Origin of the sequence: Achromobacter aloeverae (genome assembly GCF_004121055.1) — a bacterium.
Taxonomy (GTDB): Bacteria; Pseudomonadota; Gammaproteobacteria; order Burkholderiales; family Burkholderiaceae_B; genus Bordetella_C; species Bordetella_C aloeverae.
Genome location: NZ_PYAL01000001.1, coordinates 1,148,853 through 1,174,706 on the forward strand (window position 1 = coordinate 1,148,853; position 25,854 = coordinate 1,174,706).

The following is a 25,854-nucleotide window of genomic DNA, read 5'->3' on the forward strand; positions in this document are numbered from 1 at the left end:
TCTCCTCGATCAGGACATGCGCGCGATGGCGCGGCTGACGGCGGGCTTGCCCTCCCCCAGACGGGTCAGATTGTCGTCCAAGGCGTCCAATTCGTACAGATAGTTCACCATCAGCGCCGCGGACTGCGCCAATCCCTTGGCGGACCGGTCGGCGCCCCAGTTCAGGCGTTCGATGCGCGCGCCGTTGCCCAGGTGGAAACGCGCCACGGGATCCACGGGCTGGCCATTCTTGATGGTTTGCAGATAATGCGCCGCCAGCTTCTGCCCCGCCCGCCGCAGGGTCTCGGTGCCGGCCCCTGCCCCGGCGCGGGTCAGGCGCGCCACCCAGCGGGCGCCGTCAGGCACGCGCTGACGGCTGCGTTCGCGCGTCTTGTCGCGCACGATGGCCTCCACCGCGTCGGCGTCCAGCTTGCCCAGCCAGTCGTTGAAACCCGGGATGGGCGACAAGGTGGCGAAGGACTTCAGCTTGGGCAGGTCCTCCAGCAGGGCATCGATCACGCGCTTGAGCAGGAAATTGCCGAAGCTGATGCCGCGCAGGCCCGGCTGCGTATTGGAGATGGAATAGAAGATCGCCCAGCGCGCCTTGTCCAGGTTCTGCGCCGGCTGGCGCGCGTCCAGCAGGGCCTGCACGTTGTCCGCCATCTGCGCGGCGAAGGCCACTTCGACGAAGATCAGCGGAATGTCCGGCATCTGCGGATGGAAATAGGCGTAGCAGCGGCGGTCCTCCGCGACGCGGCGCTTGAGGTCGTCCCAGGACTGGATCTCGTGCACGGCCTCATAGACGATAAGTTTTTCCAGGAGGGAAGCGGGACTGTCCCAGGTCAGGCGGCGCAGCTCCAGCAGCCCGACGTCGAACCAGGCCGACAACAGGCCTTCCAGCGTCTTGTCCAGTGCCGGCAGGCCGCTGACCTGCTTGCGCCAGCGCAGCATGTCGGCGCGCAGGCCCACCAGGAAGCGCAGGCCGTCGGGCTGGTTGTTGAAACGGCGGAACAGGCGCGTGGCGGACTCCCCATCGGCCTGCTGGGCGCCCTCGCAGGCGGCCAGCATGGTCAGCATGGCGCGCCGTCCCTTGGCGTCGGCTGCCGTATAGGCCTGGCACCAGGCGGCCGCCAGGCGGTTCGCGGCCACGTCGGTCGAACGCGCCGCGAACAGCGGCAGCAAGGCTTGCGCGCTGGGAAAGCGGTCGCGTTCCCAGAGGCGGACCAGGCGGGACATCAGGCCGGCCTCGGCGCCCGCTTCGTCGCCGTCGGCATCGTTGGATGCCACGACGACCGGCGCCGCGCCGCGCGCGGACGCGACGGCGCTGTCAGACGTGCGCGCGGCGCGCGCGGGGGCTGGCATTTGCGGAAGGCTCATGGGCAGGCTCCGGAGTATCGGGGTTCGGGACGGAAGTAGCGTCGGCGGCCGGCGCCAGGCCCGGCGCCAGGATGGGCTTCGGTTGCTGGGCATCCAGCACCCGCAACGCATCCAGTTGGCGCAGCAGATGCCCGCGCGCCAGTGCCTCGGCGCCTTCGGCGTCATGGGCGGCGATGGCGGCATAGATCGCCATGTGCTCCGCGCACGATGCCTGGATGCGGCCCGGCAGGGCCAGGCTCTTGTGGCGGGACAGGCTCAGCACCTTGCGCAGGTTGCCGATCATGTCGGACAGCCAGCGGTTGTCGGCCAGGGCCTGGATGGCCTCGTGGATGACGTAATTCGTTTCGTAGTACGCGTCGATGTCGCCAGCGGCCGCATGCGCCTGCAGGGCGTCGTGCAGGCCACGCAAGCGGTCCAGGTCCGACGCCTGCGCCTTGCGCGCGGCTTCGTAGGCGCAGCGCCCTTCCAGCATGGCCATGAGCGGAAAGATTTCGTCCAGGTCGCGCCGCGAGAGCTCGTTGACGAAGCAGCCGCGGCGGGGCTCCAGCCGCACCAGCCCTTCACTGGCCAGCAGCTTGAGCGCCTCGCGCAAGGGCGTGCGGGATATGCCCAGCTGCGCCGCCAGCCGCAGTTCATCGACCCATTCGCCCGCCGCCAACGCGCGCGACTGGATCATGGCGCGCAAGCGGTCGGCTGCTTCCAGGTACAGCGCTTGACGGACGATGGGCGCGGTCATGGGTTTCCGTAATTCATAATTATGGAGACCTCCATGGTAGTCCGATCCACGGACAATGCAAGCGTCGTATGGCTGGGGAGCGATCGTCCAGATGGGGGAGACACCCGCGGCGGCCCCAGCCCCAATAGGTCGCTGTGGGGGCGGCTGGCAGGGGGACCGTACAAAATGATTGCGCAAAAAGATCAACCACCCGTAGGTGGTTGATCTTTCATGCATTTGGAGCGTTTGGCGGCTTTGGCACGTTTGGCGCCGGAGGCACGCCCCAGGACGGGTTATCTTCAGACCACGGCGCGGACGGACAGGGGCAGCGCCGGAGCGAGAAGCCCCGCCCGTATTTTTTGCCATTGCCGCTCGACCGTTTCGGCGTCGATGTCGTTGTCGGCGATGTCGTCGTCAGCCTGGCATGCGTCCGATCCGTAGGTATCCTCGTCCAACGGGTCCGCATCATCGAGGCACGTGATATCGCTCCAACGGTCCAGGATCTCTTCGCAGATCGCGTCGGAAAGCCCTGTCAGGTTTTCCACGATCGAGGTGGGAGAAACGCCTTCACGCAGGCAGTAGTCCACGTCGAAGGCGGCTCGAACGTGTTCGGCCAGCGCTGCAAGAGGCCAGCACCTCTGCCCTTCCTCGCTACAGCTCATGCATTTTCCCGGCCTTCCGCTCGCGACGATCCGGTCCGACAGAAAGGGGTCTGTCACGCAATCAGCGCAGATGAAAAAATACGCGTCGGTCATGGGCACTCGCTGTCCCGCTGTCTCTTACAGCGCTCGGAATAGGCTTTACCCCGGTCGGGGCAACAAATACGCCAGTCGGGCGCCAGGCATCGCGGCACTGAAGCGTGCATGACCAATGGCCGGTGGCCGACGGTCGGTAGCCAGCGGCCATAACAGACCCAACGCTACAAATATGCATTCCCGTACTGGAAGTTACACATTGTATGCTTAGGTTTTAAATTCCGATATTGGGAGAACTACTCCCCAGAGGCTTCCGCGAAGAGGCGCAGGCGTGCCTTTGGCAACGGCGATCCGAGGAGAGCGGGCGGCCCCGCGGAGGCCGAACGGGCGCACCTGGGCCGACGGTCGCGCCGGCCCCGTCAACGTGCCTGTGCTCAGGACAGGCATCGTCTCCCGTACCCTGCAATACCCGCGGTCTAGTACCTGATCACGCCATCCCTGGCATCGCCGACCAGCGAACGGGCCCAGCGGCGGGCCGGCAAGCCATAGGTCGACTCGACCACTTCCGCCCGGGCCAGCAGGTCGGCCGCGGGAATGGCTATGGGCGGACCGGAGAAAGCCAGCACGATGCGGTTGCCGGCATCGATCTCGGGTAACAGGGCCAGGCGGCCGTTGAACGCCGCCTCCAGATTCTCGATGTTGCGCGGGAAGCTGGCATGGTCGCCGAAGAGATTGACCGACAGGATGCCGGTCTCGCCCAGCACGCGCCGGCAGTCGCGATAGAACTTCACTGAATCGCGCACCGGACCGCGCGCCTGGGCATCGTACAAATCCACCATCAGCACCGGGCAGCGTCCCGCGTTGACGGGATCGGCCACCCACACACCCGCGTCCTGGTGCTCGACCAGCAAACGCGCCGTCCCCGGCAGGCGGAAGAACATATGGCAAGCCCCGGTCACCTGCGGATTCCACTCAACCGCCACCACGGGGCTGCGCGTGCGCTTCAGGCAGAAACGCGCGAGCGACCCCGCGCCCAGCCCGAGCAAGCCAATGGCCTCCTCGCGCGGCGGATCGAGGAACAGCAGCCAGGCCATCATCTGCGCCGTGTATTCGAGCACCAGTTCGGCGGGATCGTCCAGGCGCATGGCGCCCTGGATCCAGTCGGTGTTGAAATGCAGATAGCGCACGCCATCCGATTCGGAAATGGTCGGCTGGTCCAGCTCGGACGGCCCCGCGTTCCTGGGTTGGCTGCGGCCTGGCATCTTGCGTATCAAAGCCTCTCGAAAATCGCGGCAATGCCCTGGCCGCCGCCGATGCACATGGTCACCAGGGCGTATCGCCCCTGGATCCGTTGCAGCTCGTACAAGGCCTTGACGGTGATGATGGCGCCGGTCGCGCCCACCGGATGGCCCAGCGAAATCCCGCTGCCGTTCGGATTGACGCGCGCCGGGTCCATGCCCAGCTCGCGGGTCACCGCGCAGGCCTGGGCAGCGAAGGCCTCGTTGGCCTCGATCACGTCCATCTGGTCTATCTTCAGGCCGGCCTTCTTGAGCGCCGCGGTGGTGGCGGGCACGGGGCCGATGCCCATGTACTTCGGATCGACGCCGGCATGGCCATAGGCCACCAGGCGGGCCAGGGGGCGCACGCCGCGGCGTTGCGCCACGTCCGCGGTCATCATGACCACGGCGGCGGCGCCGTCGTTGATGCCCGAGGCGTTGCCGGCGGTGACGGTGCCGTTCTCCTTCTGGAAAACCGGCTTCAGTCCGGCCAGGGACTCCAGCGTGGCGTCACGGCGCACATGCTCATCCTGCTCGAAGCGGACCTCGCCCTTGCGGGTCTTGATGACCACCGGGACGATCTGCTCCTTGAAGCGGCCGGCGTCGATGGCCGCCGCCGCGCGGCGGTGCGACTCCAGCGCCAGCGCATCCTGGTCGGCCCGGCTGACGCCGTACTTGGCGGCGACGTTTTCCGCGGTCACGCCCATGTGGATGCGATCGAAGGGATCGGTCAACGCCCCGGTCATCATGTCGGTGAACGCGCTATCGCCCATGCGGGCGCCCCAGCGCAGTGCCGGCGCGATATACGGGCTGCGGCTCATGGCCTCGGCGCCCGCGCCGATGGCGATCTCGGCGTCGCCCAGCATCAGCGTCTGCGCCGCCGACACGATGGCCTGCAGGCCGGACCCGCACAGGCGGTTGACGTTGAACGCCGGCGTGGCGTGCCCCACCCCCGCGTTGACGGCGGCGACGCGGGCCAGGTACATATCGCGCGTCTCGGTATTGATGACGTGGCCGACCGCCACGTGCCCGACCTCTTCGCCGGCCACGCCGGCGCGCTCCAGCGCCGCGCGAATGACGGTGGCGCCCAGGTCGATGGGCGGCACGTCCTTGAGCGCGCCGCCGAATGTGCCGATCGCGGTACGCGCGCCGGCTGCGATGATGACTTCTTTCATGATGGGCCTCTCCATGCAAGGACGCGCCGCCCGGTGCGATGACCGCGACGGCGCGCCAATACCACGATAATAAACGCGGCGGCGTTCAGCGTCCCAGGGACTTGGCGCTGGCGCCGTTGGCCATGCCCATGTCCGTGTTCGGCACGTCCTGCGCCACCACCCGCACATTGGCGCCGTCCACGCCCAGCGCGCCGACAGCGGCCTGGGTCAAGGCGGTGAACAGGGCCTGCTTTTGCGCCTCGGTGCGGCCGGCGATCAACTGCACGTGGAACACCACCGATTCGCGACCGGTTTCCCCGCCCACCATGATGTGCTCGCGCGCCACTTCGTGCAGCATCATGCGCACGCTGGGCAGCGGCGCCCCGAGGCTGTCGACCACCGCCTGCGATGCCGTCCGCAACAAGGTGTTCTTTTGCTGGGCCGACGAACCGGCGGTGATGTGGGCGTGAACGATGGGCATGTCTGCTCCGCGAAAATTATGGATAAGGGTGCAAGGTAACGGAAATAAGGGAAGGAGGTAAGGAGCGGCGAGGATGAACTCAGGCCTTGGGCGCGTACATATAGTCGCGGCGCCACGGGTAGGCCAGGTCCGCCGGCAAGTCCAGTTCGTCGCTGCGGCCGGTGGCCAGGTGCTGGGCGACGATCTGGTGCAAGGCGATCCAGCCGTGCTCGAACGCCATGGCGCAACCGGCCAGGTACAGGCGATAGGCGCGCAGCGAACGCGCGCCGGCCTCGCCGGACAGCAGCTTGGCGGCCTCGTCCAGGCGCGCTTCCAGCGTATCGCTCCAGGCCCACAGCGTGCGGGCGTAGTGCGGCCGCAGGTTTTCCACGTCCGTCGCCTCCAGGCCTCCCAGCGCCAGCGCTTCCTGCACGTGGCTGATGTGGGTCAGCTCGCCGCCCGGAAAGATGTACTTTTCGATGAATTCGCCCATGCCATTGCCCAGCTCGGCGTTATGCACGCCGCCCGCGGTGATGCCGTGATTCATCACCAGCCCGCCCGGCCGCAGCAGGCGGCGCAGCTTGGCGAAGTATTCCGGCAGCTGCGCGCGGCCCACGTGTTCGAACATGCCGACGGACGAGATCTTGTCGAACGGACGGCTCTCGTCGAGTTTGCGATAGTCGAGCAGTTCCATGCGCACGCGGCCTTGCAGGCCCTTTTGCTCGATCAGCCGATTGACGTAGGCGTGCTGGTTGCGCGACAGGGTGATGCCGGTGGCGTCCACGCCATAGTTCTCGGCGGCCCACAGCAGCAGCCCGCCCCAGCCGGCGCCCACGTCGAGGAAGCGCTCGCCTTCGTGCAGCCGCAGCTTGCGACAGATGTGGTCCAGCTTGGCTTCCTGCGCCTGCGCCAGGTTCATCTCCGGCGTGCGGTAATACGCGCAGGAATAGACCCGCCGCGGATCCAGCCACAAGGCGTAGAAATCGTCGGAAAGGTCGTAATGGAATTCGATTTGCTTGGCGTCGCGCTCGACCGAATGACGCCATACCGACACGACGCGGCGCACCAGCTCGGTGAGCCAGCCCCCACGCGCGGCATCGACGGGCGAACCCGGCAGCATCTCGGCCGCCGCCCGCATCACGTCATGCATATTGCCTTGAATGTCGACGCGGCCCTCGACATAGTCCTGGCCCAGCACGCCCACCTCGCCGGCGGCCAGATGGGCCAGGGCCCCTTTGTCCCGTGCCACGAATCGCACACGGGGATCGGCGGCGCCGACCTTCGTGCCGTCCGGCATCTCCAGTTGGACAGGTACGGAAATGGCCTCGAGCTTGCTTCCTATCGCGGACAACAAAGGATTCACGACTATCAACCCCTGTAGAAATGACTGGAGGACTTTATCGGAATTTGTTTCCGTTTTGAACCGCGTTTTTACGTGATACATTTGCCCGCTTGGTGTTGCGTAAATTGACCCTATGTGTCAAGTGACTTTCAGAGTCATTTCAGGCAAGGTCTGATTTACACGCATCCCATCAACCCTCTCTCCTCGCCCATGCCCGCCTCGCTACCAACCCGCAGCTTCCCCGGATGGTTGATCCTGATGGGCGCGCTGACGGCGATCGGCCCGTTCTCCATCGATCTCTACCTGCCGGCGTTTCCGGCCATCGCGGCCGGGCTCGACGTGTCGCAAGGCGACGTCGAGCGCACCATGGCCGCCTACCTGATCGGCCTGGCGGGCGCGCAGATTTTCTACGGTCCGCTGGCGGACCGCTACGGGCGCAAACCACCGCTGCTGGTCGGCCTGTCGATCTACGTCGTGGCGTCGCTGGGCTGCGCCTTGTCCAGCAACATCGCCAGCCTGACGCTATGGCGGGCGGCGCAGGCGCTGGGCAGCGCCGCGGGCATCGTGATACCGCGCGCGGTGATACGCGATCACTACGAAACGCAGGAAGCGGCGCGCGCCATGTCGCTGCTGTTGCTGATCATGGGCCTGGCCCCCATCCTGGCGCCGCTGATCGGCGGGCAACTGCTGTTGATCACCGGCTGGCGCGGTGTCTTCGGCATGATGCTGGCCACCGGGGTGATCCTGATGACGGCGATTCTGCTGATCATGCGCGAATCGCTGCCTGCCGAACGGGTGGTCCCGCTGAACTGGCGCACCATCGCCGACAACTATCGCGCCCTGGCGCGCCACCGCGGCTTCATGGCGCACAGCCTGGCCGGCGGCTTCGGGCAGGCGGGCATGTTCGCGTACATCGTCGGCTCGCCGCGCGTCTTCATCGACATCTATCACGTCGATCCGCAGCACTACGGCCTGCTGTTCGGCCTGAACGCCGCCGGGCTGATCATCGGCTCGCAGGTCAGCGCGCGGCTGCTGCGCCGCCTGGCGCCCGCGACCCTGCAACGGCGCGCGCTGCGCACCCTGGCGCTGGCCAGCCTGGTGGCGCTGCTGATCACCCTGGCCGGCTGGATGACGTTGCCGCTGCTCATGGCTTGCCTGATCGGGTACATGAGCAGCCAGGGCTTCGTCAATCCGAACTCGGCGGCGCTGGCCCTGTCCGAACAACGCAAGCGCCTGGGCGCGGCCTCGGCCCTGATGGGCACGCTGCAACTGTCCTGCGGCGCCCTGGCTGGCCTGTGCGTCAGCCTGTGGCAAAGCGACACCCCCCTGCCGCTGACGGCGGTGCTGGCGGTCTGCGCCTGTCTGTCCTGGCTGTCCGGGCAGATCGCGCGCAGGGCGCGCCAGGTCGATACCTGATCCGAATGGCCATCCGCCCCCCCGCCGCTGCCTGACCCGGCAGCGCTTGACCCGGATCTCCTTTCCGTATTAGAATCGCGGTCTTATCGCAGTTTTACCCGTGCCTGCTACTATGCTTTGTAGCCGGGCACTCCGACCCCCGCTGGCTGCTGAACACGGCTAGGGGCAACGAAAAGTCTTCTTCGTTGTCCGACGGCGCAGGGAGAATCGGCGGGCACAAGCACTTGGCGATCGAGTCCTGACTGGCCTGGCGGCAACGCCGGACGACACGGAAACGATGCCGACATCCCGGCGGGATGGCCAGCGCAAGGCTGGCGGCTTGGTTCCCGCCCATCCCCTTTCGCCCCTCGTTGTTCATGCGGCACGCATAGAACCAAAAGGTACGAATCATGGCACGTAAATGCCAAGTGACGGGCAAGGGCCCGATGGTGGGCAACAACGTTTCCCACGCCAACAACAAGACGAAGCGCCGCTTCCTGCCCAACCTGCAATCGCGCCGGTTCTGGGTCGAAAGCGAAAACCGCTGGGTTCGCCTGCGCGTGACGACCAAGGCCCTGCGCACCATCGACAAGAACGGCATCGACGCCGTCCTGGCCGACATGCGCGCCCGCGGCGAGCGCGTCTAAACGACCGCTACCCGCGTCTGATCCCACTACATCTTCCAGGAGCGCGACATGGCCAAAGGCATCCGCGAAAAAATCAAGCTCGAGTCGACCGCCGGCACGGGCCACTTCTACACCACCACGAAAAACAAGCGCAACATGCCGGAAAAAATGCTGATCAAGAAATTTGATCCGGTTGCCCGCAAGCACGTGGAATACAAGGAAACCAAGCTCAAGTAATCGAGCCTGGAATCGCCCGGAACGGGCCGGCGCAGACGATGCGCCGGCCCGTTTTGTTTTGGTGTGCTGTTTTGGTGTGCCGTTTTGGCGTGCTGTTTTGGCGTGCTGTTTTGGCGTGCTGTGTTGGCGGCCCACACCCCAATTCCGTCATCCAACTTTCAGCCGAGGCCAGGGTTCGAAAGATTAAGGCGGCTCGCCGCCCTCCTCATGCGGAAAAGCACGAAAATTGTGTTGTTTGTGCGGAACAAGCGGATTTTTCGCAAAGACAACGCCGATTCCGCAGGTGCAAGATGGCGCCAACCCGGCAGAGCCGATCCACGGCATGGGTTGGATTCGAACCATCATGACCGACTTTTCCTTATCCTCCGAATCGCCCGGCGCGCGCGCGGGCACGCTGGCCGCCTCGGAGACTTTCCGGCTGTCCATGCTCCTGGCTGTCCAAACCATCATATGGGCGGTGGGCTCCTGGATATATCGCAGCAACCTCGATCCCGCCGCCGACATGCTGGAAAACTATGTCTGGGGCATCGAGTGGCAGCCCGGCTACTACAAGCACCCGCCCGCCTTCGCGTGGATCGCCGCCGCCTGGTTCAAGGTATTCCCCCACACCGACTTGGCATATTTCGCGCTTTCCAGCGTCAACGCCACGATGGGCATCTGTGGCATCGTCGCGCTGGCGCGCCGTTTCCTGCCCCTGCGCGACGCCCTCATCGTCGGGCTGGCGATGGCCGTCACGCCGATCTACAGCACGCTGGCCATCAAGTTCAATGCCAATACGGTCCTGCTGTCGCTGTGGCCGTGGACGGCCTATTTCTTCATACGCTATGTACAGACCGGCACCCGCAAGTCCGCTGCCGCGTTCGGCGCCGCCGCGGCGCTGGCAATGCTGGGCAAGTATTTTTCCATCACGCTGCTGATCGGCCTGGGCCTGGCCGGCCTCGTCCGGCCCACATGGCGCGCGCAGTTGCTGCGACCCCGCACGCTGCTGGTCCTGGCGGCTTGCGCCGTGGTGCTGGGACCGCACCTGGCATGGCTGGTCAAGACTCACTTTCCCACCTTCACCTACGCGGACGAGCGTATGCACGAAACGGGGGGCGGCCACCCTTTCTACCTGCTATTGCTGTACAAGGTGCCCTACGCGTTGATCCAGCTGGCCTACCTGCTGCCCGCGCTGGCCTTGCTCTCGCTGCTGCTGCCGGGCCGGCGCCTGGCCGCGGCCGGCCTGATGCTGCGGTCCATCGTGCAGCCGTCCCTGGATCGCAACTTGTGGTGGCTGTCCATGGGAACCTTCTTCGCGGTCTGTAGCGTATCCCTGGCCAGCAGGACGCCCCTGTCGGCGTTGTGGGGCAACACGCAATGGTTCGCGATCGCCACCTTCTGGTTGTTCGTGCTCAAGCAACACGGTTTGGAACCCGATACCCGCCGCATCGTTCGCGGCATGACCGCCTACTGGGCGCTGGTGCTGGCGCTATCGACGGTATTGGGGTACGTGGAAGCATCGCAGCACAAGCCCATGGCCATCGAACCGCGCGCGGAGCTTTCCCGCGCGGCGCGGCAGCTCTGGCGGGACCGCGTGGGCCTGCCCTTGCCCATCGTCAGCGGAAGCGACAAGGAGGCGAAAGCCATCGCCTTCTATGGCCGCGATCTTACCCATTACTGGGATATGTACGAACCGGCCAACACGCCCTGGCTCACGCGGGCCGACGTGACGCGCGAGGGTGCGCTGTTCGTTTGCAAGAGCGCCGACGGCGGGTGCATCCAGACGGCGACGGCCGCCACCGGCAGCCAACCCATATCCGTGACCGTGCACAAGCGTGCGTGGGGGCTGAGGCTGCCGGATTTCAGCTATACGCTGTTCCTGCTGCCGCCGGCGGGCTGGCACGGGGCCGGACGCCCCGTTTCAGGCGCCGCGCCAGCCGCGTCCTGACGCATATCCGCGACGCAAGCGCGCGCCGGCTTGGCTTCCCCGGTGCGCGGACCGGGGGGTGGCCGCAAGCGCCGTCAACGCTGTCAACGCGGTCAGCTCGGCTATCGCGACCATCGCGGTTATAGTAGGCCGCGATCAGGCGCCGCTCCCTGGGGGCGGCCACCGATACATTCCATCCCGGACCGGTCACCCATGACGTTTCCCCTTACGCCACGCCTGCGCTGGCTGGCGGCGCTCTGCCTGTTCCACTGTGCGTTCGGCGCGCTCGCGGCGCCGCCTCGCCCGGCGCCCGTCCCGGGCAAGCCTGGCAAGGCCGCCCCCGCTCCGGCGCCCGTCTTGCGCATCGGGGAAATCAACACGTACAAGAAGCAGCCGGATTTCGCCGTGCCCTATCGCCACGGCTGGGAACTGGCGCTGGCGCGGATCAACGCCGACGGCGGCCTGCTGGGACAAAAGGTGGAAGTCCTGTCGCGCGACGACCAGGGCGTGGTCGACGATGCGGTGAAGGCGGCGCAGGCACTGACAGCCCAGGACAAGGTCAGCGTCCTGTTCGGCGGCTATTCGTCCGAGGTCGGCCTGGGGCTGGCCCGCTATGCCGTCGAGAACAAGGTCTTTTACCTGGCGGTGGCGCCGCTGACGCAGCGCCTGACGTGGCAGGAAGGCAACCGCTACACCTGGCGCCTGCGCCCGGCCGCCTGGATGCAGGCCGCCGCGGTGGCGCCCAAGGCCCTGGGCCTGCGCAAGCCGCGATGGGCGCTGGTCTACCGAGACGACGAATCGGACCGCGCCACGGCCGATGCCTTCAAGGGGCTGATGAAGACGTTCCAGCGCAAGGTCGAATTCGTCTATGACACCCCACAACCCAAGGACAAATTCGACGCCGAGGCCATCGCAACCGCGGTGGGGCAGGCCCAGCCCGATGCCATCTTCAACATGCTCACGGGCGACGCCCTGCGGCTGTTCGTGGGCGCCGGCAATGCGCAACAGTTATTCGAGCAGCGGCCCGTCGTCTCGCTGTTCACCGGCGATCCCGAGAACCTGCAGGCGTTGGGCAACCTGGCGCCGGCCGACTGGATCGTCACGGGCTATCCTCGCGACGCCATCGACACGCCGGCCAACCAGGACTTCGTGAAGGCCTACACCGAGAAATACGGCACCCCGCCGCAGACCGCGTCGGTGCTGGGCTACTCGGCGCTGATGTCGCTGGCTGCCGGCATCAAGCGCGCCGGCTCGGCCGACGCGGACAAGCTGGCGGCGGCTTTCGCCAAGCTACCGGTATCCACTCCCTTCGGCGATATCGAGTACCGCGCCATCGACCACCAGTCCACCCTGGGCACGTGGCTGGGCTATACCAGCCGCGTCGATGGCGTGGACGGCATGGACCGCTATGTCTACCTCAGCGGCGCGCGCCTGCAACCGCTGGATGAAAACGTCCGCCGCCTGCGGCCCGACACGGGAGAACGCGGCGCGCGGGACAGGGACGAAACAGCCAGCGCGGACCGCGCGCCGGCAAGCGGCGCAAGCTTGCCGCCCTCGGGCAACCATCTCGCCCCGCGCCCGCGGTTGAACACCAACAATGGCAGCGATGGCGACGAGGACGGGGAAAGCGAAGCGCCGGCCGGCGCCGCGGACGGGAAATCGGCCTCCACCGCACCCGCTGCCGGCCCAACGCCCCCCGCCGCGCTCACCCCGCCGCCCGGCATGGACCCGGCGCATGCGCCGCCCGCCCTGCCGACATGGCCCGCCGGCCTGGCGGACAAGCGGTCGCCGCTGCTGCCCTCGCCACGCTGACCGGTCAGGACGCCAGCAAGCGACGGCGCAGATCGTTCAGGGTCTTGATCATTTCGCCAGCCTCTTCCAGGCTGCATTGCGCCGCCTGGCCAACGCCCGCCGGCACCGAACCCGCCTTCTGCTTCAGTGCGCGTCCCCCCTCGGTCAGCGACACGATGACCTGCCGCTCGTCGGCGGCCGCGCGCACGCGCGCGATCAACCCCGCCGCCTCCAGGCGCTTGAGCAAGGGCGTGAGCGTCGCCGAATCCAGGAACAGCCGCTCGCCGATGGCGGACACGGTCAGGCCGTCCTGTTCCCACAACACCAGCATCACCAGGTATTGCGGGTAGGTCAGCCCGAGACCCGCCAACAGGCGACGATAGACCTTGCTCATCGCCAGCTGCGTGGAATAGAGGGAAAAACAGAGCTGGTTGTCCAGCAGCAGGGCCGCGGCGTCGTCCAGCTTGGGTGGGGAAGAATGTGCCATACGGCGATAGTAAATCGCGCGCGATAGAGGGGCCAGCGACCGACGCCTCGTTCAAATGTTTATGCCGAAAAACGAGGCAAATTTCCACTGACGAGAAATATTCTGCCGTTTTTGGAAAGATGCTTTCTATTTCCCCGGGTTTATCCTTATGTCCACCAGGCTCAGAATGCAACGCATGGATGAGGCATGCACCGCCCGGGCCGCACAGGCGCGGTTCGGGAAGCGCCCAGACAAAAGCACCGGAAGCACCGGAAGCACCAAAAGCACCAAAAGCACCCCAAAAAGTTACTGGAGAGCCAATCATGAAGACCCGCATTCCGAGCCTCGGCATTGCCACCGCCACCCTATCGTTCGCCCTGCTGGGCGCTGCCCACGCGGGCCCCGCCGGCTTCGGCGATCTCAACAACCAGCCCTTCCAGGGCGTGTACGGCGCCTCCGAAGGCCGCTCGCTGACCCGCGCGGAAGTCGTCCAGCAGTTGCAGCAAGCCAAGGCCGCCGGCTACCAGACCGTGGCCGAACTGGATGCGGCGCCCTTCCAGGCCGCTCCCGACAGCAACGTCACGCGCGAGCAGGTGGCCCGGCAAGTCGATGCCGCCCCTGGCGCCACCGCCTTCGGCGACCCCGACAACCAGCCCTTCCAGGGCGTGTACGCCAGCACTCAGGCGAACACGCAATCGGCCCAGGCCAACGACGGCTCCTACGTCCGTTAAGGTCCAGCCGCGGCAAGTCTTCCCTTCACAAGAGGGAAGAGCCAGTGGCCGGAACCGGCCACGAGGAAACCGCCAAGCCGCCCGCGAACCGCGCGGGCGGCTTTTCTTTTGAGGCGTTTTGTCTCGGGGCGCGGCGACGAAAAAGCCCCCGATGGGGGCTGCAAGGCGTGGGGCTGCAAGGCGGAGCCTGCAAGAGGGACCTGCAAGATTGGCCTGCAAGGCGGCATCAGCCGCACGGCGTGGAGGCTATCCCGCCCCCTTGCCCCGCCCGGGCTCAGACGATGGTCAGCGTCACGTCGATATTGCCGCGGGTCGCGTTCGAGTACGGGCAGACCACGTGGGCCTTCTCGACCAGTTCGCGCGCCTTGGCGGGATCCACGCCCGGCAGGGATATCTTCAGTTCCACTTCGATGCCGAAGCCGTTCGGGATCTGGCCGATGCCGACCTGTCCGGTGATGCTGACATCGGCTGGCAGCGCGAACTTTTCCTGGCTGGCGACAAACTTCAGCGCGCCAAGGAAGCAAGCCGAGTAACCGGCCGCGAACAACTGCTCGGGATTGGTGCCGTTACCGCCAGCGCCGCCCAGTTCGCGCGGCGTGGTCAATTTCACATCAAGCACGTTGTCCGACGAAACGGCACGGCCGTCACGGCCGCCCGTTGCCGTGGCCTGGGCGCGATACAAGACTTTTTCGATCGACATGGAAGACTCCGTTTTGCAAGGGTTGATGATCGCTCCGATCGCGCCGGGCCGGCCTATCCGCCCCGTATGTTCGACGATTCGTGCGTCCATGTGCGCATATTAAATAGCACGCGATTCTTTTGCAAGCGATATTTATGGCCTCAAGAAAACGCGGCGGCGAATAGCATTCGCCACCGCGTCCACTAACCTCCCTGGTCAACGGCCTTCCTGTTCCTCCGCCTCTTCCGGCGCCGCCGGCCCCGGCGTTCCGGCGCTCGCACTGGCGTCCGGCTTGGCGGCCTCGGCGTCCCGCTGCTCGTTGCGGGCCGCATGCCGCTTGGCCGCGGCGGCACGCGCCTCCTGCGGACTGAATCGGTGGGCCTTCCCCAGGCGATGGGCGGCGCGGCCGCCCTGGGCGGCGATTTCCCGCTGGAATTCGGGCCCCATGGCGGCAAAGCCACGAGGCTTGCGCTGTGCCTTTTGCTCGGTGTTATCGGTCATGTCTATGCCTCTATCGGTGTCTATCGCTAAGTTGCGGTGACTGCATCGTCCATGCCTACCTGCTTAGCATGCCCGGTTCAAAGACCGGAAACATCAAGGATCAGCAAGGCTTACGCCGTCATGTAGGGCTTACCGCAACGCGGCGAACCCCTGCCAGGTGCTCAGGCGGCGCTTGCATCGGTTGCTTTCCAACCGTGACTTGTCCCCCGGCCACATCCTCCGCAAGCGGCTTGCCCGCCTCATCCGCAGGTGGCCCGGCGGCGGTTTGACACGCAGGGCGCCCATCATTTATCTTCACGTCAAAATATTTGATGTCAAAACACATCATCATGAACAAGCTCCCCTTACCCGTCGACCAGGCGGACTATGTCGACCACATCCTGTCCCAATGGTGCACGGCACGGCCGGACCTGCCCATCGCCCCTATGGCCGTCTTCAGCCGCCTGTTTCGCCTCCAGGCCGTCGCGTCGCGCGATATCGACCGCAGCCTGCGTCCACTAGGTGTCAACCCGGGCGAATTCGACGTCATCGCGACACTGACGCGCCACGGGCCGCCGCATGCCTTGAGTCCACAACAACTGGCCGAATCGCTGCTGCTGTCCTCCGGTGCGATGACCAATCGGCTCGACCGCCTGGAGCAAGCCGGCCTGGTGGCGCGCCAGCCCAATCCCGACGACCGCCGCGGCATCATCGTGACGCTGACCGAACTGGGTCGCCAGACCGCCGACGCGGTGCTGCGCGCCTATCTGGACATCCTCGACCGGATGCTGGCGCCGCTGGCGCCCGACCGCCGCGAGGCCCTCGCCGGCCTGCTGCGCGAGCTGCTGCTGGCCCATGATCGCCATGCTCCCGGCGCCATCAAGCCCTGAACACACCCGCCCCCCCCTGCTGCCCATGTCCCACGACCACGCCTCTCCCTCCCCGCTCCTGACGCAGACCATGGTGTTGCTGATGGCCGTCGCCACCGGCCTGATCGTCGCCAGCAACTACTACGCGCAACCGCTGCTGCATGCCATCGGCACTGAATATGGCCTGGGTTCGGCGGGCGCCGCCGTCGTCGTCACCGTCGCCCAGGGCAGCTACGCCGTCGGGCTGATGCTGCTGGTGCCGCTGGGCGACCGCGTGGAGCGGCGCGCGCTGATCACCGTCATGACCCTGATCGCCGCGGCCGGCCAGGCCCTGGTCGCCTATGGCCCGGGCATGGCCAGCGTGCTGGCCGGCACCGCCATCACCGGCGCCACCTCGGTGGTCGCCCAGGTGCTGGTGCCTTTCGCCGCCACCCTGGCGGCGCCGCAGGAGCGCGGCCGCGTCGTCGGCACGATCATGAGCGGCCTGCTGCTGGGCGTGCTGCTGGGCCGTACCGTGGCGGGCCTGCTGGCCGACCTGGGCGACTGGCGCACGGTCTACCGGGTCGCCGCCGTCCTGCTGGTGTTCGTTGCCGGCGGCCTCTGGCGGGTGTTGCCCCGCCACGCCGGCACCGCCACCATGGCTTATCCCGCCCTGGTGCGCTCGGTCGGCACCCTGTTCGTGCAAGAGCCCTTGTTCCGGGCCCGCAGCATCATCGGCGCCCTTTCCTTCGCCCAGTTCAGCGTCTTGTGGACGTCGCTGACCTTTCTGCTGGCCAACCCTCCCTACGCCTATTCGAACGGCACCATAGGCCTGTTCGGCCTGGCCGGCGCGATCGGCGCGGCGGCGGCGCGCGTCTTCGGCCGCATGGCCGACAGCGGCCACGCCAACCGCAGCACCCGCCTGGGCCTGTGGCTGCTGGTCCTCTCGTGGCCCCTGCTGGGACTGGGCGCCGGCTCCATCCTGGCGCTGCTGGCCGGCATCCTGGTGCTGGACCTCGCCGCGCAGGCCTTGCAGGTCACCAACCAGGCCTGCATCTATCGCCTTCGGCCCGAGGCGCGCAGCCGCCTGACCGCCGGCTACATGACGGCCTATTTCATCGGCGGCGCACTCGGGTCCCTGGCTTCGGCCGCCGCCTATGCCCATGGCGGCTGGCTGGCCGTCTGCGGCCTGGGCCTGGCATTGAGCGTGGCGGGGCTGCTTTACGGCAGCCTGGCGCCCCATGCGCGCGCCCCGGAATTGGCCGGTCCCCCTAAGGCGGCGTAGCAGAACCTATAATCAAGGGTTTTGATCGTCCGCCGCCCGGGCCCGGTCCCGGGCGGCCCCTTTTTCCGGTCCATGGAACTCATGCAGGAACGCTATCTCCCCAACGCCGTTGAAGCCACCGCCCACCAAGCCTGGAAGGCGCGTGATGCCTATCGCGTCGTCGAACACGCGACCGATGCCAGCGGCGCCGAAAAGCCCAAGTTCTATGCGTGCTCGATGCTGCCCTACCCCAGCGGCAAGCTGCACATGGGGCACGTGCGCAACTACACCATCAACGACATGATGGCGCGCCAACTGCGCATGCGCGGCTACAACGTGCTGATGCCCATGGGCTGGGACGCCTTCGGCATGCCGGCGGAGAACGCCGCCATCAAGTCCAGGGTGCCGCCGGCCAAGTGGACCTACGACAACATCGCCTACATGAAGAAGCAGATGCAGGCGATGGGGCTGGCCATCGACTGGTCGCGCGAGATGTGCGCCTGCGATCCCGCCTACTACAAGTGGAACCAGTGGCTGTTCCTCAAGATGCTGGAAAAAGGCATCGCCTACCGCAAGACCCAGGTCGTCAACTGGGACCCGGTGGACAACACCGTGCTGGCCAACGAACAGGTCATCGACGGCCGCGGCTGGCGCTCCGGCGCGCTGGTGGAAAAGCGCGAGATCCCGGGCTACTACCTGCGCATCACCGACTACGCCGAGGAACTGCTGGACCAGGTCAAGACCGGCCTGCCCGGCTGGCCCGAGCGCGTGCGCGTCATGCAGGAGAACTGGATCGGCAAGAGCGAAGGCCTGCGCTTCGCCTTCACCCATGACATCCGCGGCGCCGACGGCGCCCCGATCCAGGACGGCCGCCTCTACGTCTTCACCACGCGCGCGGACACCATCATGGGCGTCACCTTCTGCGCCGTGGCGCCGGAACACCCCCTGGCGTCGCATGCCGCCGCCGGCAACCCCGAGCTGGCCGCCTTCATCGAGCACTGCAAGCTGGGCGGAACCACCGAGGCCGAGCTTGCCACGCGCGAAAAGGAAGGCATGAAGACCGGCCTGACGGTCACGCATCCCATCACCGGCGCGCAGGTCGACGTCTGGGTCGGCAACTACGTGCTCATGAGCTACGGCGACGGCGCCGTCATGGGCGTGCCCGCGCACGACGAACGCGACTTCGCCTTCGCCAAGAAATACGGCCTGCCCATCCAGCAGGTAGTCGCGGTCGAAGGCAAGACGTATTCCACCGACGCCTGGCAGGAATGGTACGGCGACAAGCAAAGCGGCCGCACCGTGAACTCCGGCAAGTACGACGGACTGGACTACAAGGCCGCCGTGGACGCCATCGCGGCCGACCTGGCGCCGCGCGGCCTGGGCGAGAAGCAGACCACCTGGCGCCTGCGCGACTGGGGCATCTCGCGCCAGCGCTACTGGGGCACTCCCATCCCCATCATCCACTGCCCGGACTGCGGCCCGGTCCCCGTGCCGGAAAAAGACCTGCCGGTGGTGCTGCCGGAAGACCTGATCCCGGACGGCAGCGGCAACCCGCTGACCAAGAACGAGGCCTTCCTGTCCTGCGCCTGCCCGAAGTGCGGCAAGCCGTCGCGGCGCGAAACGGACACCATGGACACCTTCGTCGACTCGTCCTGGTATTTCATGCGCTATACCTCGCCGGGCAACGACCAGGCGATGGTGGACGCCCGCAACGACTACTGGATGCCGATGGACCAGTACATCGGCGGCATCGAGCACGCCGTGCTGCACCTGCTGTACGCGCGCTTCTGGACCAAGGTCATGCGCGACCTGGGCATGCTCAAGTTCGACGAGCCCTTTACCCGCCTGCTGTGCCAGGGCATGGTGCTGAACCACATCTATTCGCGCAAGACCCCGCAGGGCGGCATCGAATACTTCTGGCCCGAGGAAGTCGAAAACGTCTATGACGCCAAGGGCGCCATCGTCGGCGCGCGCCGCAAATCGGACGGCAGCGAGGTGACCTACGGCGGCGTGGGCACCATGTCCAAGTCGAAGAACAACGGCGTCGACCCGCAATCGCTGATCGACACGCTGGGCGCCGACACCGCCCGCCTGTTCGTCATGTTCGCCAGCCCGCCCGAGCAGACGCTGGAGTGGTCGGATTCGGGCGTCGAGGGCTCGAACCGCTTCCTGCGCCGCCTCTGGTCCTATGCGCACGCGCAGCGCGATACCGTGGCCAGCGGCCTGGCCGCGTCGGTCGACTGGCAGGCCGCGCCGGCGCCGGTCAAGGACCTGCGCCGCGAGGTCTACAACCTGCTCAAGCAGGCCGACTACGACTACCAGCGCATCCAGTACAACACCGTGGTGTCGGCGTGCATGAAGATGCTCAACGCCATCGAAAGCGCCGACCTGCCGGCCGGCGCGCCGGCCGACGCCGCCCGCGCCGAAGCCATCGGCGTGCTGCTGCGCGTGCTGTACCCGGTGGTGCCGCACATCACCTGGAACCTGTGGAACGAACTGGGCTACGAGACGCGCTACGGCGACCTGCTCGACGCCCCGTGGCCGCAGGTCGACGAGGCCGCGCTGGTCGCCGACGAAATCGAACTGATGCTGCAGGTCAACGGCAAGCTGCGCGGTTCCCTGCGCGTGGCGGCTGCCGCCGCCAAGGCCGATATCGAGGCCCAGGCGGCCGCCCATGAGGCCGTGGCGCGATTCCTCGAAGGCCGTCCGGCAAAACGGGTTATCGTTGTGCCCGGCAAGCTGGTCAACGTCGTCGGCTGATCGGCGTGGGGATTATTTGGCATGAATTGGGGTTACGCATGAACTTCGGCGGTTTCTCGGTAAAGGATGTCGCGCGGCGGGTGGCCAGCCTGCGCCGGCCGGCGCGCGCCGCCGGCCTGGGCATGCTGCTGCTGTTGTTGTCCGCGTGCGGCTTTCACATGCGCGGAGAGACGCCGCTGCCGTTCGACACCTTCTACATCGGACTGGGCGACAACACCCGCTTCGGCGCCGAAGTGAAGCGCGCGCTCAAGGCCGCGTCGCCGAACACCCGCTTCGTCGACACCCCCAAGGAAGCGGAAGCGCAATTGCAGCAGGTCGCCAATACCCGCAGCATGCGCGAGGTGTCGCTGAACTCGCAGGGCCGGGTCGAGGAATACGAGCTGGGCTTGCGCTTCACCTTCCGCGTCATCGACGCCAAGGGCCGCGCCATCATTCCGGACACCACGCTGGAAGCCTATCGTGAAATGCCGTATGACGACACGGTGGTGCAGGCCAAGGAAGGCCAGGCCGAGCAGTTGTACCGCAATATGCAAACCAGCCTGGTCAGCCGGCTGCTGCGCCGCCTGACCTCGGACGATGTCCGCGAAGCCGCCCTCAAGCTGAACCAGTCCAAGCCGGGCGACGACGAGGGACCGATCTACAGCACCACGCCGCCCGCGCAGCCCGCCAACCAGCCGACGCGCCCGCCGGGCATCATCAACGGCCCGTCGTCGCCCAACGACTACGACTACTGAGCACCGCGGGCATGGCGCAGACGCTGGACGCCGACCGCTTCCCGGACTACCTGCAACGCGCGGGGAACCGGTTGGCGCCGCTGTACACGGTCAGCGGCGACGAGCCGCTGCTCGTCACGGAAACGATGGATGCCCTGCGCGCGGCGGCGCGCGCGGCCGGCTATACGGACCGCACCACCATGGTCATGGACGCGCGCAGCGACTGGAGCGCGGTCATGGCCGCCACCCAGAGCGTGTCGCTGTTCGGCGACCGCCGGCTGCTGGAACTGAAGATACCCACCGGCAAGCCGGGCAAGGCCGGGGCCGACACCCTGGTCAAGCTGGCTGAACAGGCCCAGGCCCAGACCCAAGGCGATCCCGACACCGTGCTGGTGATCGGCCTGCCGCGCCTGGACAAGGCCACGCGCGAGAGCCGCTGGGCCCTGGCGCTGGCGGCGGGCATCACGGTGGACGTCAGCGCGGTGGACCGCAACCGCCTGCCCGCCTGGATCGGCGCCCGGCTGGCGCGCCAGAAGCAGCAGACGGACAACGCCACGCTGCAATGGATGGCCGACAAGGTCGAGGGCAACCTGCTGGCGGCGCACCAGGAAATCCTGAAACTGGGCCTGCTGTATCCCGAAGGCGCCCTGGCTGCCGAGGACGTGGAACGCGCGGTGCTCAACGTCGCCCGCTACGACGTCTTCGGCCTGCGCGACGCGATGCTGGCCGGCGATGTGGGCCGCACCGTGCGCATGCTGGACGGCTTGCGCGCCGAAGGCGAGGCCCTGCCCCTGGTATTGTGGGCCGTCGGCGAGGAAATCCGGATCCTGGCCCGTGTCGCCGAAACGCGCGCCAACGGCGGCGACGCCAATGCGGCGATGCGCCGGCTGCGCATCTTCGGCGCCCACGAAAAGCTGGCCCTGCAAGCGCTGGGACGGGTCCCCGCGCGGGCCTGGCCGGCCGCCGTGCAGCACGCCCATGAGGTCGACCGCATCATCAAGGGCCTGCCCGTGCCAGGGCGCTTGGCCGATCCCTGGGAAGAAATGACGCGGCTGGCGCTGCGCGTCGCGGCCGCCGGGCGACGCGGCGCCTGAAGGCGCGGCGCGCCCTGCCGTCCCGGCCACGGCCGGCTGCCGCGCGGATACAGATACACTTACGCTTTACGCACGTATTACGGGCGCTGCGCGCCCCTGCACTCCATGTCGACGCATACCGTAGAAGAAGCCATGCTCACCCTGGGCGAAAATGCCCGCCAGGCCTCGCGCGAACTGATGCGCGCGCCCGGGTCGGCCAAGACCCGGGCCCTGCTGGCGATGGCCGATGCCATCGCGGATCGCCGCAAGACCCTGCAGGAAGCCAATCGCCAGGACGTCGAGGCGGCGCGCGCCAACGCCCTGGACGCCGCCATGCTGGACCGCCTGACCCTGTCCGAGCGCAGCCTGGACCTGATGATCGAAGGCCTGCGCCAGGTTGCCGCCCTGCCCGATCCGGTCGGCAGCCTGGGGCCGACCACGGTCCGTCCGAACGGCATGCGCGTGGCGCAGATGCGCGTGCCGCTGGGCGTCATCGGCATCATCTACGAATCGCGTCCCAACGTCACCATCGATGCCGCGGCGTTGTGCCTGAAGTCCGGCAACGCCGCCATCCTGCGCGGCGGCAGCGAGGCGCTGCGGTCGAACCTGGCGCTGGCCGAAGTCGTGCGCGATGGCCTGCGCGCCGCCAGCCTGCCCCAGCATGCGGTGCAGGTGGTCGAGACCGCGGACCGCGCCGCGGTCGGCAAGCTGATCACCATGACCGAGCATATCGACGTCATCGTGCCGCGCGGCGGCAAGGGGCTGATCGCCCGCATGGCGGCGGAAGCGCGCGTGCCCCTGATCAAGCACCTCGACGGCAATTGCCACGTCTATATCGACGCCGCCGCGAATCCGGAAAAAGCCCACGCCATCGCGTACAACGCCAAGACCTACCGCTACGGCGTGTGCGGCGCCATGGAAACGCTGCTGGTCAATGCCGCCGCGGCGGCCGCCATCCTGCCCAAGCTGGCGGCGGCGCTGCTGGCCCATGGCGTGGAATTGCGCGGCTGCGCCCGCACCCGCGAATTGGTGCCGCAGGCGCTGCCGGCGACCGAGGAAGACTGGGCCACGGAATACCTGGGGCCCATCCTGGCCGTGCGGGTGGTCGACAGCCTGGACGAGGCCATCGCGCACATCGCGCGCTGGGGGTCGGGCCACACCGACGCCATCGTCACGGAGGACCTCGGCGCGGCGCAACGCTTCCAGCGGGAAGTGGACTCCGCCTCGGTATACGTCAACCTGCCCACGGTGTTCGCGGACGGCTATGAATACGGCCTGGGTTCGGAGATCGGCATTTCCACCAACCGGCTGCATGCGCGCGGGCCGGTGGGCCTGGAAGGACTGACCACGTACAAATGGGTGCTCACCGGCGACGGGCAGGTGCGCGGCTGAGCCGCGCGTCCCGACGCTTACCGTTTTCCTTATCAACCCTGACGCCGAGTCGCCCATGCCCTGGATCGCCATGCCCTGGATCAAGACCTTGCACATCGTATTCGTGGCGGCGTGGTTCGCCGGGCTGTTCTACCTGCCGCGCATCTACGTCAACCTGGCGAGCCAATCCGAGCCGGCCGTGCAGACCGTGCTGCTGGGCATGGCGCGACGCCTGTTCCGCTTCACGACGATATTGGCCGTGGTCGCCGTGGTGTTCGGCCTGGTGCTCTATGTGGGCTATCGCATCGGCACGGGTCCCGGCAACGGCTGGATGCATGCCAAGCTGTTCTTCGTCCTGCTGATCATCGGCTACCATCACGCCTGTGGCGTCATGCTGCGCAAGTTCGAACAGGGCCGCAACACGCGCTCGCACAAGTTCTACCGCTGGTTCAACGAAATTCCGGTCCTGTTCCTGTTCATCGTCGTGGCCCTGGTGGTCGTCAAGCCCTTCTGAGACCTCTTGACCTCATCCGAGGCTGGCCTCCCACCCCGTTTTTGCTCCATCCCATCATGACCGCCGACGATCCGGACCGTCCCCGCAAGACCCTCTCCCTGAAGAAATCGCCGCGCCCGGCCGAGCCCGGCGAGACGGGCCCGCCGCGCAAGCGCAGCGGTGCCCGGGCTCGCGCGGCCGCCCAGATCGAACGCGCCCGCGACCAGCAGGAACGGCTGTCGGCGGCAGCGGATGAACGGGACGCGCCTGCCCGGGGAAATACCCGCGCACCGCGCCCGGACGGTCGGAACGGTCCGAGCGGTCCGGACGGTCCGGACGGTCCGAACGGTCCCCGAGGCCCGCAAGGCCCGCGCGGCAACCGCGAAGCGTACGCCGGCAGCGATGACCGACCCGGCCGCGGCGAACGCCGTGGCCGCAACGAAAGCCGTGACGTCGGCAGCGGCCGGCGCGGCGCGCCAAGCCGAGCCGCGGACGACAGCCGCTATAGCGCGCATCGCGACGACCGCCAGAGCTTCGATCACGACAACCATCGCAGCGACCATCGTGATGATCATCGCGACGACCATCGCGACGACTATCGCAACGATCACCGCGGCCCCCCCGTCGGCGACCATGACGACCGCCACGACGACAACCGCCGGCGCGCTCCGCGCGGCATGCCTGCCGCCTCGCGCCGCTACGACCGCAACGAACGCTACACCGTCTTCACGCCCTGCCCGCAGGGCATCGAGGAAGCCCTGACCGCGGAACTGCAGGCGCTGGGCTTCGACGATGCCGAGCCCGGCCGCGCCGGAGCGCGCTTCACCACCGATTGGCACGGCATACAGCGCGCCAACTTGTACTCCCGCCTGGCCACGCGCGTGCTGGTGCAGGTGGCCCACGGCCCCGTGCAGCACGAGGACGACCTGCTCGACCTGGCCTACGCGACGCCCTGGGAACGCTGGTTCGGCGCGGAACACACGCTGCGGGTCGACACGTCGGCGATCAAGAGCCCCATGCGCAGCCTGCAATACTGCAATCTGCGCGTGAAGGATGGCATCTGCGACCGCCTGATGGACCGCGAAGGCGCGCGGCCGGACATCGATACCGTACGGCCCGACGCGCGCGTGTTCTCCTTCCTCACGCAGGACACCGCCACGCTCTACCTGGACACCTCCGGCGAATCCCTCTTCAAGCGCGGCTGGCGCCTGGACAAGGGCGAGGCGCCCCTGCGCGAGAACCTGGCCGCCGGCATGCTGGCCCTGGCGGGATGGGATCCGGCCGAACCGCTGCTGGACCCCTTCTGCGGCAGCGGCACCATACTCATCGAAGCCGCCTGGATCGCCCTGGGCGTGCCGCCCGGCATCGCCCGGCCCTTCGGCTTCGAGCGCATGCGCGACTTCGACAGCCGGCGCTGGCGCGACCTCAAGGAAGATGCCCGCGCCCATATCCGGCCGCAGCTGGATACGCCGCTCTATGGCTGCGATCTCAATCCGGAAGCCATCGCCTTCGCGCGCAACAACGCCGAACGCGCCTGGCTCACCGAAGACACCATCCAGTTCGAAGTCGCCGATGCCCGCACGCTGCGCGCGCCCGCGCCGTCCGGCTGGATCGTCACCAATCCGCCCTATGGCGAACGGCTGGAGGCGGGCGCCGAAGCCGACCTGTGGCGCGATTGGGCAAGCTGCCTGAAAAAGCAGTTCGGCGGCTGGCAGCTACATGTGATTTCCAGCGACATGACCTTGCCGCAGCAATTGCGCCTGAAGCCCGCCCGCCGCACGCCGCTGTACAACGGCGCGCTCGACTGCCGCCTGTTCAGCTTCGAACTGGTGGAAGCGGGCTATCGCGAGGCCGACCGCGCGCAACGGCGCACGGCGCACGCGGATAAGGCCGGCCCGTCGCAGGGCGACGACGACATCCCCGATGCGTCCGCGCGGGCGGACAAGACGCAGGATCGCGACTAGCGACACGGCGGCACAGGATGCGGCCCGGCCATACGCGCGGGGCGGGGCCGCTCACCAG

The 25,854-nt window shown here is 67.3% G+C and carries 24 protein-coding genes; 14 read left to right on the top strand and 10 right to left on the bottom strand.

The features are described from left to right. Window positions 1–9 precede the first annotated feature (9 nt). The 7 genes from C7R54_RS04990 to C7R54_RS05020 all read right to left on the bottom strand — a co-directional run bounded on the left by C7R54_RS04990 (window position 10) and on the right by C7R54_RS05020 (window position 7,020). The gene (locus tag C7R54_RS04990; protein ID WP_192903586.1) at window positions 10–1,356 is read right to left on the bottom strand and encodes a malonyl-CoA decarboxylase domain-containing protein; all 1,347 of its coding nucleotides are present in this window, start codon (window positions 1,354–1,356) and stop codon (window positions 10–12) included. Beyond that, window positions 1,307–2,092 carry a GntR family transcriptional regulator gene (locus C7R54_RS04995; RefSeq protein WP_129149031.1) on the bottom strand — a complete coding sequence of 262 codons (786 nt, stop codon included), beginning with the start codon at window positions 2,090–2,092 and terminating at the stop codon, window positions 1,307–1,309. Before C7R54_RS04995 ends, C7R54_RS04990 begins: the two co-directional genes overlap by 50 nt. 278 nt (window positions 2,093–2,370) lie before the next feature. Then, on the bottom strand, window positions 2,371–2,826 hold the full coding sequence (locus C7R54_RS05000) for a hypothetical protein (protein ID WP_129149032.1): 456 nt from the start codon (window positions 2,824–2,826) through the stop codon (window positions 2,371–2,373). Window positions 2,827–3,242: 416 nt separating this feature from the next. Beyond that, entirely contained in the window at window positions 3,243–4,028 is a 786-nt protein-coding gene (locus C7R54_RS05005; RefSeq protein WP_129149033.1) for a class I SAM-dependent methyltransferase, read from the bottom strand. 8 nt (window positions 4,029–4,036) lie between these two features. Next, window positions 4,037–5,218 carry an acetyl-CoA C-acyltransferase family protein gene (locus tag C7R54_RS05010; protein WP_129149034.1) on the bottom strand — a complete coding sequence of 394 codons (1,182 nt, stop codon included), beginning with the start codon at window positions 5,216–5,218 and terminating at the stop codon, window positions 4,037–4,039. An 85-nt stretch (window positions 5,219–5,303) separates the two neighbouring features. Then, window positions 5,304–5,678: a tautomerase family protein gene (locus C7R54_RS05015; protein ID WP_129149035.1), complete on the bottom strand. Its 375-nt coding sequence runs from the start codon at window positions 5,676–5,678 to the stop codon at window positions 5,304–5,306. Between the two features lie 79 nt (window positions 5,679–5,757). Then, window positions 5,758–7,020: a class I SAM-dependent methyltransferase gene (locus tag C7R54_RS05020; protein WP_129149036.1), complete on the bottom strand. Its 1,263-nt coding sequence runs from the start codon at window positions 7,018–7,020 to the stop codon at window positions 5,758–5,760. Window positions 7,021–7,257: 237 nt separating this feature from the next. Here C7R54_RS05020 and C7R54_RS05025 point away from each other — a divergent pair, with 237 nt between their 5' ends. The 5 genes from C7R54_RS05025 to C7R54_RS05045 all read left to right on the top strand — a co-directional run bounded on the left by C7R54_RS05025 (window position 7,258) and on the right by C7R54_RS05045 (window position 12,975). Then, on the top strand, window positions 7,258–8,415 hold the full coding sequence (locus C7R54_RS05025) for a Bcr/CflA family multidrug efflux MFS transporter (protein ID WP_129149460.1): 1,158 nt from the start codon (window positions 7,258–7,260) through the stop codon (window positions 8,413–8,415). Between the two features lie 389 nt (window positions 8,416–8,804). Then, window positions 8,805–9,041, top strand: coding sequence for a 50S ribosomal protein L28 (rpmB, locus tag C7R54_RS05030; RefSeq protein ID WP_094854779.1), 237 nt, complete (start codon window positions 8,805–8,807; stop codon window positions 9,039–9,041). A 48-nt stretch (window positions 9,042–9,089) separates the two neighbouring features. Next, the gene (rpmG, locus tag C7R54_RS05035) at window positions 9,090–9,257 is read left to right on the top strand and encodes a 50S ribosomal protein L33 (RefSeq protein ID WP_094854780.1); all 168 of its coding nucleotides are present in this window, start codon (window positions 9,090–9,092) and stop codon (window positions 9,255–9,257) included. 343 nt (window positions 9,258–9,600) lie between these two features. Further along, complete coding sequence (locus C7R54_RS05040) at window positions 9,601–11,184, top strand: glycosyltransferase family 39 protein (protein ID WP_158021151.1); 1,584 nt, start codon at window positions 9,601–9,603, stop codon at window positions 11,182–11,184. A 192-nt stretch (window positions 11,185–11,376) separates the two neighbouring features. After that, a complete protein-coding gene (locus C7R54_RS05045; protein ID WP_129149038.1) occupies window positions 11,377–12,975 on the top strand; it encodes an ABC transporter substrate-binding protein in 1,599 nt (532 codons plus the stop codon). 4 nt (window positions 12,976–12,979) lie between these two features. Here the strand turns inward: C7R54_RS05045 and C7R54_RS05050 are convergent, their stop codons facing one another. Then, the gene (locus tag C7R54_RS05050; protein WP_129149039.1) at window positions 12,980–13,441 is read right to left on the bottom strand and encodes a MarR family winged helix-turn-helix transcriptional regulator; all 462 of its coding nucleotides are present in this window, start codon (window positions 13,439–13,441) and stop codon (window positions 12,980–12,982) included. Window positions 13,442–13,743: 302 nt separating this feature from the next. Between C7R54_RS05050 and C7R54_RS05055 the strand changes: the two genes are divergently transcribed. Next, window positions 13,744–14,151, top strand: a complete 408-nt coding sequence (locus C7R54_RS05055) for a DUF4148 domain-containing protein (RefSeq protein WP_158021152.1) — start codon at window positions 13,744–13,746, stop codon at window positions 14,149–14,151. A gap of 274 nt (window positions 14,152–14,425) precedes the next feature. Here C7R54_RS05055 and C7R54_RS05060 read toward each other — a convergent pair whose 3' ends face one another. Together C7R54_RS05060 and C7R54_RS05065 are read right to left on the bottom strand one after the other, a co-directional pair. Further along, a complete protein-coding gene (locus C7R54_RS05060; protein WP_129149041.1) occupies window positions 14,426–14,851 on the bottom strand; it encodes an organic hydroperoxide resistance protein in 426 nt (141 codons plus the stop codon). A 195-nt stretch (window positions 14,852–15,046) separates the two neighbouring features. After that, a complete protein-coding gene (locus C7R54_RS05065; RefSeq protein WP_129149042.1) occupies window positions 15,047–15,331 on the bottom strand; it encodes a KGG domain-containing protein in 285 nt (94 codons plus the stop codon). A gap of 329 nt (window positions 15,332–15,660) precedes the next feature. On the opposite strand from C7R54_RS05065, the gene C7R54_RS05070 reads away from it, so the two are divergent. From C7R54_RS05070 to C7R54_RS05105, 8 genes are all read left to right on the top strand, one after another. Further along, a complete protein-coding gene (locus C7R54_RS05070) occupies window positions 15,661–16,200 on the top strand; it encodes a MarR family winged helix-turn-helix transcriptional regulator (protein WP_129149043.1) in 540 nt (179 codons plus the stop codon). A 25-nt stretch (window positions 16,201–16,225) separates the two neighbouring features. Next, complete coding sequence (locus C7R54_RS05075; RefSeq protein WP_192903587.1) at window positions 16,226–17,443, top strand: MFS transporter; 1,218 nt, start codon at window positions 16,226–16,228, stop codon at window positions 17,441–17,443. 81 nt (window positions 17,444–17,524) lie between these two features. Then, window positions 17,525–20,182: a leucine--tRNA ligase gene (gene leuS / locus C7R54_RS05080; protein WP_129149044.1), complete on the top strand. Its 2,658-nt coding sequence runs from the start codon at window positions 17,525–17,527 to the stop codon at window positions 20,180–20,182. 38 nt (window positions 20,183–20,220) lie between these two features. Continuing rightward, the gene (locus C7R54_RS05085; protein ID WP_129149045.1) at window positions 20,221–20,916 is read left to right on the top strand and encodes an LPS-assembly lipoprotein LptE; all 696 of its coding nucleotides are present in this window, start codon (window positions 20,221–20,223) and stop codon (window positions 20,914–20,916) included. An 11-nt stretch (window positions 20,917–20,927) separates the two neighbouring features. Beyond that, on the top strand, window positions 20,928–21,989 hold the full coding sequence (gene holA, locus C7R54_RS05090) for a DNA polymerase III subunit delta (protein WP_129149046.1): 1,062 nt from the start codon (window positions 20,928–20,930) through the stop codon (window positions 21,987–21,989). Between the two features lie 132 nt (window positions 21,990–22,121). After that, window positions 22,122–23,360 carry a glutamate-5-semialdehyde dehydrogenase gene (locus C7R54_RS05095; protein ID WP_377813430.1) on the top strand — a complete coding sequence of 413 codons (1,239 nt, stop codon included), beginning with the start codon at window positions 22,122–22,124 and terminating at the stop codon, window positions 23,358–23,360. 70 nt (window positions 23,361–23,430) lie between these two features. Beyond that, window positions 23,431–23,853, top strand: coding sequence for a CopD family protein (locus tag C7R54_RS05100; RefSeq protein WP_129149462.1), 423 nt, complete (start codon window positions 23,431–23,433; stop codon window positions 23,851–23,853). Between the two features lie 56 nt (window positions 23,854–23,909). Continuing rightward, on the top strand, window positions 23,910–25,796 hold the full coding sequence (locus C7R54_RS05105) for a THUMP domain-containing protein (RefSeq protein WP_129149048.1): 1,887 nt from the start codon (window positions 23,910–23,912) through the stop codon (window positions 25,794–25,796). Window positions 25,797–25,854: the final 58 nt, after the last annotated feature.

Bases quoted from the DNA above. Each gene is read 5' to 3' on its own strand.
- C7R54_RS05050 (WP_129149039.1), bottom strand. From the start codon at position 13,441: ATGGCACATTCTTCCCCACCCAAGCTGGACGACGCCGCGGCCCTGCTG.
- C7R54_RS05010 (WP_129149034.1), bottom strand. From the start codon at position 5,218: ATGAAAGAAGTCATCATCGCAGCCGGCGCGCGTACCGCGATCGGCACA.
- C7R54_RS05095 (WP_377813430.1), top strand. From the start codon at position 22,122: ATGCTCACCCTGGGCGAAAATGCCCGCCAGGCCTCGCGCGAACTGATG.
- C7R54_RS04995 (WP_129149031.1), bottom strand. From the start codon at position 2,092: ATGACCGCGCCCATCGTCCGTCAAGCGCTGTACCTGGAAGCAGCCGAC.
- C7R54_RS05005 (WP_129149033.1), bottom strand. From the start codon at position 4,028: ATGCCAGGCCGCAGCCAACCCAGGAACGCGGGGCCGTCCGAGCTGGAC.
- C7R54_RS05060 (WP_129149041.1), bottom strand. From the start codon at position 14,851: ATGTCGATCGAAAAAGTCTTGTATCGCGCCCAGGCCACGGCAACGGGC.
- C7R54_RS05045 (WP_129149038.1), top strand. From the start codon at position 11,377: ATGACGTTTCCCCTTACGCCACGCCTGCGCTGGCTGGCGGCGCTCTGC.
- C7R54_RS05055 (WP_158021152.1), top strand. From the start codon at position 13,744: ATGAAGACCCGCATTCCGAGCCTCGGCATTGCCACCGCCACCCTATCG.
- holA (WP_129149046.1), top strand. From the start codon at position 20,928: ATGGCGCAGACGCTGGACGCCGACCGCTTCCCGGACTACCTGCAACGC.
- C7R54_RS05085 (WP_129149045.1), top strand. From the start codon at position 20,221: ATGAACTTCGGCGGTTTCTCGGTAAAGGATGTCGCGCGGCGGGTGGCC.
- C7R54_RS05000 (WP_129149032.1), bottom strand. From the start codon at position 2,826: ATGACCGACGCGTATTTTTTCATCTGCGCTGATTGCGTGACAGACCCC.
- rpmG (WP_094854780.1), top strand. From the start codon at position 9,090: ATGGCCAAAGGCATCCGCGAAAAAATCAAGCTCGAGTCGACCGCCGGC.
- C7R54_RS04990 (WP_192903586.1), bottom strand. From the start codon at position 1,356: ATGAGCCTTCCGCAAATGCCAGCCCCCGCGCGCGCCGCGCGCACGTCT.
- C7R54_RS05105 (WP_129149048.1), top strand. From the start codon at position 23,910: ATGACCGCCGACGATCCGGACCGTCCCCGCAAGACCCTCTCCCTGAAG.
- C7R54_RS05075 (WP_192903587.1), top strand. From the start codon at position 16,226: ATGTCCCACGACCACGCCTCTCCCTCCCCGCTCCTGACGCAGACCATG.
- C7R54_RS05025 (WP_129149460.1), top strand. From the start codon at position 7,258: ATGGGCGCGCTGACGGCGATCGGCCCGTTCTCCATCGATCTCTACCTG.
- leuS (WP_129149044.1), top strand. From the start codon at position 17,525: ATGCAGGAACGCTATCTCCCCAACGCCGTTGAAGCCACCGCCCACCAA.
- C7R54_RS05040 (WP_158021151.1), top strand. From the start codon at position 9,601: ATGACCGACTTTTCCTTATCCTCCGAATCGCCCGGCGCGCGCGCGGGC.
- rpmB (WP_094854779.1), top strand. From the start codon at position 8,805: ATGGCACGTAAATGCCAAGTGACGGGCAAGGGCCCGATGGTGGGCAAC.
- C7R54_RS05100 (WP_129149462.1), top strand. From the start codon at position 23,431: ATGCCCTGGATCAAGACCTTGCACATCGTATTCGTGGCGGCGTGGTTC.
- C7R54_RS05065 (WP_129149042.1), bottom strand. From the start codon at position 15,331: ATGACCGATAACACCGAGCAAAAGGCACAGCGCAAGCCTCGTGGCTTT.
- C7R54_RS05015 (WP_129149035.1), bottom strand. From the start codon at position 5,678: ATGCCCATCGTTCACGCCCACATCACCGCCGGTTCGTCGGCCCAGCAA.
- C7R54_RS05070 (WP_129149043.1), top strand. From the start codon at position 15,661: ATGAACAAGCTCCCCTTACCCGTCGACCAGGCGGACTATGTCGACCAC.